We start from the raw sequence: 12,644 nt of genomic DNA, 5'->3' as shown, positions 1-12,644 counted from the left end.
GCAGTTCATCTCCAGTTCAATTTGGCGGACCTAAGGTGGTCACGGCTGGATTGAATTGGAGTTCGTTATGAAGGCACTTTCTATCGCGGCTGCCTTGCTCGCTGGCAGCCTTTCGATCGGCACGGCGCAGGCGATGCCGAGCGCGACGATCAAAGTTGAGAGCACTGTCACAAAGGTCGACTACGCCTGCGGTCGCGGCTGGCACCTGACGCGCTGGGGCGAATGCCGGCGAAACTGGCGCCGCCCGCCGCCGGTCGCTTTCTACGGTGGTCCGCCCCGCTGGGGCTGGGAGCGGCGTCACCGGGATTGGGATGGCCCGCGCTGGCGCCATGAGCGGCGCTGGGAGCGCGACCGCCGCTGGCGTGATGACTACTAAGGGCTTCATTCAGAGGTAAATATGGAGGGGCCGGTGCGATGTTTCGCCCGGCCTTTTCGCATGCAAGCCGGCAATTGTCCGGTTCGGTCAGATCTTGCTGATGAGCCAGTGTTCGCCGTCGATGAGTTCTTCGAGCTCGATCGGATCCTTGACGCCGAATTCATACCATTCGATAAGTTCCTTCGCCTTGCGGCTGCTCTCTTCCGCCTTCAGCTCGACCTGATACCTTTCGCACCACCGCCGAAGGATCGATGTCAGCAGTGCCATATCATTCCCATCCAGCGGATCTTTCGGCCAGAATATCGTACCCCTCAATCACACGATGACGAATGGCTCCATAATGGAATCAAAACCGCGCAATTTTAAAGTGTTTATTTTCTGTTTTCCATCGCCGTGAGCTCTTTTTTGACAGGGATGTGGGCGTCCTTTGCGGAGCGCCCCTTGCGTCGAGAGAGATGTCTTCACGAACAGGCGGGATTGCAGGCCGTTATCTCAGGGGAGGTCGGCTTGCGGGTGCCCTGAGGCGTGTGCCATCATCGCGATATGGATCTGCCATCTCCTCTTGCCTGGCTGGTTGACGAGGCCGGTGCCTCGCCGGGTCCCGAACGGTTTCTGGCCGAGCTCGGGCGCCGGTTGCTGGCTGACGGCCTGCCGCTTTCCGGCGGTGCGCTGACGCTTTCGGTGCCGCATCCGATCATCGCGCGGCGCACCTGGCTGTGGCGGGCCGAGACCGGAGCCGTCATCGAGGCGTTGGCCTTTGCTGCGGCTCCGCAAAGCGAGGCCGGGCGCGAGTGGCTGGCCGGGCTCGGCTCGGTGTGGGAGACCAGGATCGGGCGGGACAATCAGGCATCGGATGCCCCGCTGCTTGGCTGGGCGGGGCCTTCCCACGCGGCAGGGAACAGCGCATTCAGCCCGGCCGAGGCCAGCCGGCTCTGCGAGGTCGCGCGTTTTGCCGCAGCGCCGCTCGCCGCTTTGGCGGCGCGGGAGGCCCGGGCCGCGCTGCTCGAAGCCTATCTCGGCCGGCGCAGCGCCGCCCGGGTGCAGGCCGGCGCGCTTGCCCGCGGCACCGGCGAGACCATCCGCGCCGCCCTTCTCTGTGCCGATCTGCGCGATTTCACCGCACTCTCCGAGGTGACCGAGCCTCATGTGATGATATCAGCCCTGGACGCCTGGTTCGACCGTATCGCCGGCGCCGTGCACGCGTTCGGCGGCGAGGTGCTGAAATTCATCGGCGACGGCGTGCTGGCGATCTTTCCGGTCACGGCCGCGTCGGGCGAGGGCGACGCCGCCCGAGGGGATCGCGAGGCCTGCGAGGCCGCCCTTCGAGCGGTCGCCGCCAGCCGTGCCGGCATGGCCCATCTCGACCAGGTGCGCCAGGCGCAGGGGCTGGCGCCGCTGCCCTTCGGCGCAGCACTGCATTTCGGCGAGATCCTGTGGGGCAATATCGGCGCTGCCGATCGGCTGGACTTTACCGCCATCGGCCCCGCGGTCAATCTGGTCAGCCGGCTGGAAGGGCTGTGCAAGCCGCTCGGCCGAAGCGTGCTGATCTCGGGTGCGGTGGCAGCGAATACGACGACGAAGCTGATGCCGCTCGGAGAGCACAGCTTGCGCGGCATCGCCCAGCCTTGTGCGGTGTTCACGCTGCCGGCCGATTGAGCCGCGGGCAGGCGCCGATATCTTTACAAAGAAAAATTTGCAAAGATATCTTTGCAATAGTACGCTTCGAGCATGAAAACACCGCGCCCGCAGCCTCAATCCGTCACAGCACCCCGAACCATCAGCCGCGTGGTGCCCGATCCGACCGCGTTGAAGGCGCTGGCGCATCCGGTCCGGTTGCGCATGCTCGGCATGCTGCGGGTCGATGGACCCGCCACGGCGACGCAGCTGGCAGTGCGGTTGGGCTTAAACAGCGGCGCCACCAGCTATCATCTGCGCCAGCTCGCCCAGTACGGCTTCATCGAGGAGGCGCCGCACGTTTCGCGGCGCGACCGCTGGTGGCGCGCCAGTCACGAGCTGACCTCGGTGCCGGCAAGCGAGGCCGAGGGCGAAGCGCTCGATCTCGATCTCGCCTTCAATCAGGCGGTACTCTCCCTGCAGGTCGGCCAGATGCAGCAGGCGCTGGAGGAGTATGCCGAGCTGCCGGCGGAATGGCGCAAGGCGAGCGCTGCCAACGACGTCATCATCCCGATGACGGCGGAGCAGGCCGAGGCCCTGACCAGGCAGTTGACCGACATCATCCTCGAAGCCATGCGGGTGGCTCTGCCTTTGGGCGAGGCGACCGTTCCGGGCATGGTGCCTTTCTCGATTATGCTGCACGCCTTTCCCTATCCGGGCCGGCTCCCGCATCGCGAGGAGGAGGGTGAGTCATGAGAAGGGGTCGGCCTTTCCTGGCGCTTGCCGCAGCCGAGACGCTTTCGCTTTCCGGCACGCGGCTGTCGACCATCGCCATTCCCTGGCTGGTGCTGGTCGCCACGGGCAACCCGGTTCTGACAGGGCTGACGGCGATGATGGAGATGCTGCCCTATGTCCTCGCCAAAGCGCTCGGCGGGCCGCTGATCGACCGCGTCGGCCCGAAGCGCATCGCTGTCGTCTGCGACACCGCCTCGGTGGCCGTGGTGATGCTGGTGCCGTTGCTCGACCGGCTCGGCCTGCTTGGTATGCCGGTCCTGCTACCGATTGTCTTTGCCATGGGTGTGCTGCGCGGTCCATCCGATGCCGCCAAACAGGCGATGGTGCCCGATATCGCCGAACTGGCCGATGTGCCGCTTGAGCGGGTGACCGGGCTGATTGGCGCCATCGAGCGGCTGGCCTCGACGGCGGGTGCGGCCGGCGCCGGTGCGCTGATCAGCCTGATCGGCCCGGGCCAGGCGCTCATCGTCAATGCCGTCACCTTCGCTGCCGCCGCGCTGATCGTGGGCGTAGGCATCCCCGGGCTGCAAAGCATGCCCAGGCTGCGAAGCATGCCAGGGTTGCCCAGCATGCCGGGGCCGCGCAGCACTCCCGAGGCCCGGCCGGACGGGATATCCTCTTATCTCGACGATCTCCGGGAAGGCTGGCGCTTTCTGCGCGGTGATGCGGTGCTCGTCAGCATCGTCGTCATGGTGGCGACCACCAATCTGCTGGACCAGGCCTATGGGGCAGTGCTGCTGCCCGTCTGGACGCAGAGCTCGGGCCATGGCCCGGAATTGCTGGGGGCGATGTTGGCGGCCTTCACCGGCGCCTCGATCGTAGGTGCTGCGATTGCCGCTGCGATCGGAGAACGGATGCCGCGCCTGATGGTCTTTACCGTGGCCTTCCTGCTGACCGGATTTCCGCGCTTTTTCATCCTTGCGCTGGATGCGCCGCTCACCCTCATCTTCGTCACCCTGGCAATCGCAGGATTTGCCTCGGGCTTCCTTAATCCGATCCTGTCGGCAGTGATTTTCGAGCGCATCCCCAAGCCGCTGACCGGCCGCGTCACCGCAATGAACGCCGCCCTGTGCTTTGCCCTCATCCCCTTCGGCGGCCTCGTCGGCGGCGCACTGATCAGCACGATCGGCCTTGCGGCGGCGTTGCTGCTCACCGGGCTTGCCTATCTCGCGGCAACGCTCTTTCCCTTGGCGCTGAAAAGCTTCCGCGGCTTCAACAAGCCTATCGCCGAGAGCTAGCGTCGCGGTGGCGTGCCTGGACCCTGGCCCTCGAGCTCGTCGACCATCAGGTCAATGAAGCGGCGGACGCGCGATTCCAGCGGGCGCTTGTCGGGATAGTGCGTGACGATCTTGGCCTCATCGGTTTCGAGGTCGGGCAAGACCTGCCGCAGACGGCCGGCGGCGAGATCGTCGGCGATAAGAAAGTCGGGAAGCAGCGCGATGCCCAGCCCCGCCAGGGCGGCGCCGCGGATCGCCTCTGCGCTGTCGAGCCTCAGGCGGCTGCGGCCCTGCGCCGTGATCCAGGAACCGCCTTTGCCGCGAAAACGCCAGCCGTGCCTTTGATTGCGGCTGGCGAAAATCAGGCAGTCGTGGGCTGCGAGATCGTCGATATCACGCGGCTCGCCGCGTTCAATGAGGTAGGACGGCGAGGCGCAGAGCCGTGTCCTGTAGGTGGCGATCGCGCGCGAGATCAGCCGGGTGTCCGACGCCGTCGGGCCGATCCGGATCGCCAGATCGAAGCCTTCCTCGACGACGTCGGCGAAGCGATCGGTGAAGCTCATCTCCACCTGGATGTCGGGCCAGGCGCGAAGATATTTTTCAAGCAGCGGCAGCAGGACAAGCCGTCCGAAGGCATCGGGAACGCTGAGCCTGAGAACGCCCCGTGGCGTATTGCTCCGGCCCGCCACGCTCGCTTCAGCCTCGTCGACCGATGCGAGGATCTGCAAGCCGTGCTCGTAGAATACACGCCCTTCGTCTGTCAGGTTCAGCGTCCTCGTCGTGCGGTTGAGCAGGCGCGCGCCGAGCCTGTCTTCCAGGCGGATGACGGCTTTTCCTGCCGCCGAACGGGAGAGGCCCATGGCCTGGCCGCCGGCGATAAAGCTTCCGGCATCGACGACGGCCATGAAGATCAGGATATCGTTCAGGTTCGTGCGCGGCATCAGGCAACTCGAGCGGTTCGGCTACATGAATAAGTCGATCAGTCATGAGATCGATTCAAGGCTCGGACCATCAACGCTCACCCAAGGCGAAAGGTCCGTGCGCGTCGCTCCTGTATCGAGTTAAGGCTTGGAGTTGTGGTTTGGCCTTCGCGCATCAACTCATCGAAATCCGCGCCGTCGCCTGCATCGGCTGACGATGGCCCGGGCTCTGTCGAATGGGCGTGGGGAAGCCGGGCTACAGCATGTCGCCGAGACTCCAGTGGTTGTTCCATCGGATATCGATCTCGTCGTCGACATTCTGATATCTGATGTCGGTGGAAAGGCGCAGCCGTCGGCTGCGGTCCTGGTTGGTGGTCGAAGCGTGGATCATGTAGGGCGAGTGAAGCACCACGTCACCGGCCTCATAATCGGCGGCGAGCCAGCGGGTGTCGAAGCGCTCCGCCAAATCGGGGAGATCCTTCGAAACCCAGCCGCCTTCGGCCATGTGGCGGTTATAGGCGCTGATCCGCTCTTCCGGAGAAAGCTCGCCGCTTGTGGCCTGGAACTCGGCCTCCATCTTGATGCCCAGCGCGTGCGAGCCTTCGAGGTAGATGAGGCCTCCCATCTCGGCGGGGATGTCGCCGATCGGAATCCAGGCGGTCACCAGGCGGCTGGTGCCGCCGCGGAGATAGACGAGATCATAGTGGGCCGGCGTGGCCGTCGGCGATCCCGGCTGGACGAAACGCATGATCTTGCGCTTGTGCAGATAGGAGATGCCCTGCAGGAAATCGTCCATGAAGCGGGCGAGCGGCGGCTGCGCGCAAAAACCTTCATAGGCGGCGGAACGGACGAGCGACATCAGGCGCCGGTCCGCCAGGCTCCTGTCGAAGCCGGCTGCAGACGCGATGCCCAGCGAAAAATCGCTTGCAGGCTCGACCAGCCCTGTTTCGGCGAGGCGCTCGAAAACCCAGCGGCGGAAATCGATGACATCGGTCCGCGGCAGAAGGCCTTTCAGCCAGACATAGCCATCGTCCTGGTAGCGACGGCGGATGGCGTCGACGCCGATGGCGGGATCGGTCGGCGTGAGCCAGCCCGTCCGCTCGGCAGGCAAGGTCCTGCCGTGGGCGGCAAGGGGAAATTCCGGCTTTCGGGCCTGCACGGTCTGGGCAGCAATTGACATTTCGGCCTTCCCTAGGTTGACTTGATTGCCGCTATTTAGCTGATCCGCAGGGGCAGCCGACATAGAGGAAAGCCATAGCTGGACTTTTCGCTCATCATGAAAGACGCCGAAGCCATCTATCGATCACCGCTTGACGCGGCCGGCGGACTTGCGGTCACCGGCAGCGGCAGGCAGCATGCCAGCCATGCGGTGACGGAGCGGAAACTTCCGAGTTTCGCCGTCGTTCTGGTGGAGCGCGGGCAGGGCTGGCTGGAAACCGCCGCCAGCGGCCGCCTCAGTCTGGCGGGACCGGCGCTCTTCTGGCTGTTTCCCGGCCGCGCGCATTCCTATGGCCCCGACGAAGGCGGCTGGGACGAGCGCTGGGCACTTTTCGAAGGATCCTTCACGCGGGACTTCGTCAGGCTGAGGCTGATTGCCGAGCGACATCCGGTCGTCGCCTTGTATCATCTCGATGAGCTGTCGCGGCTCTTTGCCAAGCTTCATACCGATCTGCTTGACGATACCAACCTCGGCCAGGCGTCGGCGGCATTGATGCTGCATCGCATCGTCATATCAGCCGCCGGACAGGCCAGCGGCGCGGCCGATCGACGCCGGGAAAGGCCTGATATGGCCGACATCGTAGAAACGCTGCGGCGGCGGGCGATGCAGCCGCTTGATCTCGCGGCCTTCGCCGCCGAGCACGGCATGTCGCCGGCCACGTTGCGCCGGCGGTTCACGCTCGAAACCGGATTGCCGCCCAAGGCATTCCAGCTTCGGGCGCGCATGGACCATGCCAAACAGCTGCTGGCAACCACCGACGAAAAGATCGAAACCGTCGCCGCCATGATCGGCCTGGATGATCCGTTTTATTTTTCGCGGATCTTTCACGAACGCGAGGGCTGCAGCCCGCGCGAATTCCGCGCGAGGTACAGGCGGGTTTGAGCGTCAGCGCCAGCCGAGCGCCGGGGCGACGTGGGTCAGGATCGCTTCGATGACATGGGCGTTGTAGGCGACTCCGAGCTGGTTGGGAACGGTGAGCAGCAGCGTGTCGGCCTCGGCGATCGCCTCGTCTTCGGCGAGTTGCTTGATCAGCGCATCAGGTTCGGCGGCGTAGCTGCGTCCGAAGATCGCCCGGGTCTTCTCGTCGATGAAACCGATCTTGTCGCCCTCGTCGTTGCCGTAGCCGAAATAGGCGCGATCGCGGTCGTCGGTGAGCGCGAAGATGCTGCGGCTGACCGAGACGCGCGGCTGGCGCGTATGGCCGGCTGCCTTCCAGGCTTCGCGATAAGCGCGGATCTGTTCGGCCTGCTGGACGTGGAACGGCTCTCCCGTTTCGTCGTCCTTCAGCGTCGAGCTCTGCAGGTTCATGCCGAGCTTGGCGGCCCAGACGGCGGTGGCGTTGGAGCTTGCGCCCCACCAGATCCGCTCGCGCAGGCCTTCCGAATGCGGCTCGAGACGCAGCAGGCCCGGCGGGTTCGGAAACATCGGCCGCGGGTTCGGCTTGGCAAAACCTTCGCCGCGCAGCACTTCGAGGAAGACTTCGGCGTGATGGCGCGCCATGTCGGCCTCGCTCTGACCTTCGGGCGGGGCATAGCCGAAATGGCGCCAGCCATCGATCACCTGCTCGGGCGAACCGCGGCTGATGCCGAGCTGCAGCCGGCCGCCGGCGATGAGGTCGGCCGCACCGGCATCCTCGGCCATATAGAGCGGGTTCTCGTAGCGCATATCGATGACGGCGGTGCCGATCTCGATCCGGTTGGTTCTTGCGCCGACGGCTGATAGCAGCGGGAAGGGGGCCGCCAGTTGGCGGGCGAAATGATGCACGCGAAAATACGCTCCGTCGGCGCCGAGCTCCTCGGCCGCGACCGCAAGGTCGATCGACTGCAGCAGCGCATCGGCCGCCGAGCGCGTCTGCGATTGAGGCGAGGGCGTCCAGTGCCCGAACGAGAGGAAACCGATCTTCTTCATGCCGCGCCTTTTTCCGTTGCATCTGATGGTGGATGGGTCATGGCATAGTTTCGGGCAGGAAGACAATCGGAAGCGGGTGGGTGTGGCGTATCACTTATCCGGCATTTGGCGCGCTATCTTGCGCTGCCCCGGGAGAGTGTCGCGTGATCACCCCTTTCCTCCGTCATTCCTGTGCTCGTCAGAGGAATCCAGCCACCGCGCGTCTGCGCGGTGAATGAATCGAACACGCCTATGAAGGAAGTCTCCTGCGCCCAAGGACTTGGGCGCACTGGATTCCTGTGACGAGCACAGGAATGACGGTGGGTGGGGTGACGTCGCGCTACACTTTCCGACACATAATGGTGGGATGGTCCCGAACGCCGGATGGCCCGATCGATGAAGCCCCATAGCGTTCATGCCGCGCGACATCCTCCAGCTGCTTGTGTGCGGCGTTGAATACCTGCGGTGGCATGCGCCGGCTGGCACCGTCTTGCTAAAGCGCCCGCACTTCGTCGGCGAAGGTCGGGAATCGCCGAATTCGCGAGAGTTTTTCTGGAATCATTCAAATGAAATTAAGGAGATAGTGTTTTCATCAGCTGGTATTTTAGGAGATTATATGTTTCGCGTTTTTTCGTTTTTTCTGGTGCTTTTCTTTTTTGCGATAGGGTCTGCGAATGCCGCCGAGGGTGACTGGCAAGTGGCCAGGGCCAGCCAGCAGGTGAATTTCACCGTCGACAAGCGGAACTGGGTGGCGGTTCGAGCGGGAGACATCATCCCCAACACCGCCTGGATATCGACCGGCCCAAGGGGACGCGTTCAGCTGGTGCGCGGCGTCGAAAGCATTTCGTTTCAGCCCAACACCGTCGCGGGCGTCTTCACGTCGGACTTTGGCGAGAGGAAGACGGAGGTCGTTGAGCAGGCGGGCGTGCTCGATCTGGAGATCGAGAAACGCAGCAAGCCGCATACAACAGTCCAGACGCCTTTCCTGGCGGCCGTCGTGAAGGGCACGATTTTCCGGGTCTCCGTCTCGAAATCTGCGGCTGAGGTTTCGGTCAACCGCGGCCTGGTGCAGGTGACCTCGTTTGCGAGCGGTCAAAGGGCGAATGTCGGGCCCGGGCAGGGCGCATCCGTCGACGGCGTGAAAGGGATGACGGTTTCCGGCGACGTTTCGACGCCTGTGGTGACCGCGGTCGCCCCGTCGGTGGCGAGAGTACCTGCCGTCGGCGCGACGACGCTCAACGGGCAGACCGAGACAGAGAGTTCGAAGGCATCCAGCACGCCTTCATCCGTTTCCAATAGCGCCGGCTCGGGCGGCCGAGATAGTGCTTCCGGCTCCTTCGGCAGCGAGGGCCGCAACGGCAATCACTATGGCGCCGATAATGCCTCCAGCAACGGCAGCATGAATGCAGCCAGCAATGGAAACGGGAGCGGGAAGGATAAGGACAAGCAGGATAAGAAAGACAAAAAGGACAAGAAGGACAAAAAAGACAAGGACAAAGGCAAGGGGAAACGATGACGACTGAGGTTTCCCGGCCGGCCGACGCGAAAGGTTTCCGTCCTTGATGAAGGGCGGTCGTGGTTTTCGGCTGTCGGGCTTGCGCCCAGTCAGGCTGTTGTTCATCCTGATGATGATCGGCCTGCCGCTCTCTTGGCAAGTCCTGCCCTTCGTGAATTATCTCGACAATGGCCTGGTGAGCTGGCGCTTCAGCGCAGCGCCACGCGCGGCGTCCGGAAATATCGTCTATGTCGCGATCGATAAGCGCAGTCTCGATGCGGTCGGCACGTGGCCGTGGCCGCGCAGTCTTTATGCCGAGCTCATCGACAAGCTGACTGCGGCAGGCGCCGGCGACATCTTTATCGACGTCGATTTCAGCACGCCCTCGAGCTCTGCCGAGGATGGTCGGCTGGCCAAGGCTCTGGCTGATGCCGGAGGCGGCGTGATCCTACCGGTCTTCAAGCAGTATCTCGGCGCCGAAGCCGGCTCGCAGACGGTGGTGACGCGGCCGATTTCTGATTTCGCCGAGAATGCCTGGCTTTCCCTCGCCAATGTCAGCCTCGACGGCGACGGTACGGTCAGGCGGTTCGATCTCGGTGATAATCTCGACAATCAGCCGACACAGAGCGTTGCCGCAGTGCTGGCGAAATTCGACAGGGCGGCAGGCTCCTATCCGATCGATTATTCGATCGCCCCGGCGAGCGTCCCGACATTCTCGCTGTCGGATGTTCTTGCGGGGACGGTCGGCAGGCGCGACTTGGAAGGGCGGTCGGTGGTGGTCGGCGCCTATGCGACCGAGCTGAAGGATATTTTCCCGGTTCCAGTCTATGGCGCGCTGCCCGGCGCAATGCTTCATATCCTCGCTTCCGAAACGATCCTGCAGAAGCGGCTGCTCGAGGACATCGACCAGATGCCGCTGGAGCTTCTCTTTGCCGCAGCCGTTATCGCGCTCGCCCTTGGAATGCGCAGTCGGCCCGCAGCCCATGCTGTGGCGCTTGCTCTTGCCATCGTCGCCGCTGGCGAAGTGACGGCCTTCCTTGTTCAGAAGGATCATGCTCTCATTATTCACACGGTGCGGCCGTGGATCATTCTTCTTGTTGGTCTCTTGCTGTTGTTGAACGAGAAGGTCGATTTCGGCCGGTTCCTGGTCGAGCTTGCCAATGCCGAGCAGCGCAACACGCGCCGGCTGCTCGAGAGGATCGTGGCAGACAGCGCCGACGCCGTCATCGCCTTCGACGATGCGTTCCGAATTCTCAACGAAAGCGCCTCGGCCGCGGCGATGCTGGCTTTGGAGCCACGGGCAGATGGGCGCAGAACGCTTGACGCGATGGTCCCGTCCTCTCTCGTTCATCGCATCGTCAAGCTTGCTTCGGATTATGTGGCGCAGCCGGGCACGATCCACGCCTGCACCGCGCGTTTTTCTCTTCAAACCGAGCGAGGGACAAAGCATCTCGAGGCAGCGATCACCATTTCGCCCGTCGAGCGGCCCGGCGAATCCGGCATCGTCGCCACGAAATCCTTCATCGGCAGCCTGATCGTCAGGGACATGACCGCCCGCCGGCGGTACGAAGATAAGCTTCAGCGCCTGTCCGAGTTCGACGAGTTGACCGGTCTGATGAACAGGCGCGAATTCCGTCGTCGCCTCGATCGGCTCGACGGCGAATGCCATGTGATTGCGCTGGGGTTGCACCGTTTCTCCGTACTGAATACAGCGATGGGACGGGATGTCGGGGACGAGGTGTTGAGGGCCGTCTCCGCGCGGATGGAGGAGGAGGGCGCAATCAGCCTCGTCGGGCGGCTGGGGGGCGATGTCTTCACGGCCGTTATCCCGGTGTCCGAGGAGTGCGGTCAGGAGCGGTGCGCGCAGCTCATCCTTGATCTTTTCAGAGAGCCGTTCGAGCTTGGCGGTTCGATGATCCACGTCGCCGCCCGGCTCGGGATCTGCACCAGCCAGGCGCGCAACGGCGACGCCGACATCTGGATTCAGAACGCCGAAATTGCGCTCGACGACGCCAAGCGGGTGGCCGGCAGCGGATGGAGCGCCTACGATCCGGTAGCCGCCCTGCGACAGCATCAATCGCGGCTGCTCGAGCGGCAGATGCGCGGTGCCCTCGAGCGCCGCGAATTCTTCCTGTTGTATCAGCCGCAGGTGGATCTCAAGACCGGCAAACTGGTCGGTGCGGAAGCCCTTTTGCGCTGGAAGCATCCGGAGTTCGGGCTGGTTTCGCCGGCAGACTTCATTCCCGTTGCCGAAGCCAGCGGCTTCATCTGCGATCTCGGCTGCTGGGCGCTTGCCGAAGCATGCCGGGCGGCGGCCGAATGGCCTGATGGACTCAATCTCGCCGTCAACGTATCACCGATCCAGTTTTCCCGGCCGGAGCTGGTTGCCGAGGTCAAGGCTGCGTTGGCGACAAGCGGCCTGCCGGCCTCGCGACTGCATCTCGAAATTACCGAATCCGCCTTTGTCGACGGCAGCGAGCAGGTCATGTCGGTCATCTCAGAGCTCAGAGCGCTCGGCATCGCCGTCGCGCTCGACGATTTCGGAACCGGCTATTCGTCGCTGAGCTATATGGCCGGCTTCCCTCTCGACAAGCTGAAGATCGACCAGTCCTTCGTCAGGAAGATCGCGGACGATCCCAAGATCCTCGCGATCGTCGCGACGGTCGGCTCGCTTGCCCACGGGCTGGGGCTCAAGGTCGTGGCAGAGGGGATAGAGACCGAGACGGAGTGGCGGATGCTGGCACAGATGGGTTGCGAGGAGGGCCAGGGCTATTTCTTTGGTAAGCCGCAATCGTCCGCCGCGCTGATTGCGCTTTCAAGCCAGCCGAGCTGGACCCTTGCTGCGTGACGGGCCTGTCGGCCGATTGCTCAAGCGGACGCAGAAGAAATTGCCGTAAACGGCTGAGAGGGAGTCGATTTCTGCTCGACTGGCGGCCAAGTGCATGAGATCGATAAAGGCCGATCCACGCTAATCCTCTCCCTGTAGCCGGCAAGCGGATGAGAGCCTTGCTCTTAGCCGATAGGGTCGCTCCAACATCGTGACGACTAGAGCGTTTCACGTTTTGACGGAAGCATAGCCAGCGTTTGTGAAGTAGTTTGCGCATTCGTCAGGCTTGATGGT

11 protein-coding genes are annotated in these 12,644 nt (G+C 63.6%); 7 read left to right on the top strand and 4 right to left on the bottom strand.

All coding sequences use genetic code 11. From position 1 onward, the window contains the following. Positions 1-67: 67 nt before the first annotated feature. Positions 68-376 carry a hypothetical protein gene (locus tag CO667_RS30725; protein ID WP_097621936.1) on the top strand — a complete coding sequence of 103 codons (309 nt, stop codon included), beginning with the start codon at positions 68-70 and terminating at the stop codon, positions 374-376. Positions 377-463: 87 nt separating this feature from the next. Here CO667_RS30725 and CO667_RS30720 read toward each other — a convergent pair whose 3' ends face one another. Continuing rightward, positions 464-643, bottom strand: a complete 180-nt coding sequence (locus tag CO667_RS30720) for a hypothetical protein (RefSeq protein WP_097621935.1) — start codon at positions 641-643, stop codon at positions 464-466. A 276-nt stretch (positions 644-919) separates the two neighbouring features. Between CO667_RS30720 and CO667_RS30715 the strand changes: the two genes are divergently transcribed. From CO667_RS30715 to CO667_RS30705, 3 genes are all read left to right on the top strand, one after another. After that, entirely contained in the window at positions 920-2,032 is a 1,113-nt protein-coding gene (locus tag CO667_RS30715; protein WP_097621934.1) for an adenylate/guanylate cyclase domain-containing protein, read from the top strand. A gap of 72 nt (positions 2,033-2,104) precedes the next feature. Further along, a complete protein-coding gene (locus CO667_RS30710) occupies positions 2,105-2,746 on the top strand; it encodes a helix-turn-helix domain-containing protein (RefSeq protein ID WP_097621933.1) in 642 nt (213 codons plus the stop codon). Then, positions 2,743-4,023 carry an MFS transporter gene (locus CO667_RS30705; RefSeq protein WP_097621932.1) on the top strand — a complete coding sequence of 427 codons (1,281 nt, stop codon included), beginning with the start codon at positions 2,743-2,745 and terminating at the stop codon, positions 4,021-4,023. Before CO667_RS30710 ends, CO667_RS30705 begins: the two co-directional genes overlap by 4 nt. Here the strand turns inward: CO667_RS30705 and CO667_RS30700 are convergent. Both CO667_RS30700 and CO667_RS30695 read right to left on the bottom strand, forming a co-directional pair. Beyond that, the gene (locus tag CO667_RS30700) at positions 4,020-4,943 is read right to left on the bottom strand and encodes a LysR family transcriptional regulator (protein WP_097621931.1); all 924 of its coding nucleotides are present in this window, start codon (positions 4,941-4,943) and stop codon (positions 4,020-4,022) included. The genes CO667_RS30705 and CO667_RS30700 overlap by 4 nt on opposite strands. A 235-nt stretch (positions 4,944-5,178) precedes the next feature. Beyond that, positions 5,179-6,102, bottom strand: a complete 924-nt coding sequence (locus tag CO667_RS30695; RefSeq protein WP_097621930.1) for a phytanoyl-CoA dioxygenase family protein — start codon at positions 6,100-6,102, stop codon at positions 5,179-5,181. A 96-nt stretch (positions 6,103-6,198) separates the two neighbouring features. Here CO667_RS30695 and CO667_RS30690 point away from each other — a divergent pair, with 96 nt between their 5' ends. Next, a complete protein-coding gene (locus CO667_RS30690; protein WP_097621929.1) occupies positions 6,199-7,023 on the top strand; it encodes an AraC family transcriptional regulator in 825 nt (274 codons plus the stop codon). 3 nt (positions 7,024-7,026) lie between these two features. On the opposite strand, the gene CO667_RS30685 is transcribed toward CO667_RS30690, so the two are convergent. Continuing rightward, the gene (locus CO667_RS30685) at positions 7,027-8,049 is read right to left on the bottom strand and encodes an LLM class flavin-dependent oxidoreductase (protein WP_097621928.1); all 1,023 of its coding nucleotides are present in this window, start codon (positions 8,047-8,049) and stop codon (positions 7,027-7,029) included. Between the two features lie 394 nt (positions 8,050-8,443). Between CO667_RS30685 and CO667_RS30680 the strand changes: the two genes are divergently transcribed. Both CO667_RS30680 and CO667_RS30675 read left to right on the top strand, forming a co-directional pair. Next, positions 8,444-9,544 (top strand): FecR domain-containing protein, encoded by a 1,101-nt coding sequence (locus CO667_RS30680; RefSeq protein ID WP_245433367.1) that lies wholly within the window; start codon positions 8,444-8,446, stop codon positions 9,542-9,544. A 79-nt stretch (positions 9,545-9,623) separates the two neighbouring features. Beyond that, positions 9,624-12,371 carry an EAL domain-containing protein gene (locus CO667_RS30675; RefSeq protein ID WP_245433357.1) on the top strand — a complete coding sequence of 916 codons (2,748 nt, stop codon included), beginning with the start codon at positions 9,624-9,626 and terminating at the stop codon, positions 12,369-12,371. Positions 12,372-12,644 lie beyond the last annotated feature (273 nt).

The organism is Rhizobium sp. L43 (genome assembly GCF_002531725.1).
GTDB lineage: Bacteria > Pseudomonadota > Alphaproteobacteria > Rhizobiales > Rhizobiaceae > Rhizobium.
This window is presented reverse-complemented; position numbering and strand designations above follow the sequence as displayed.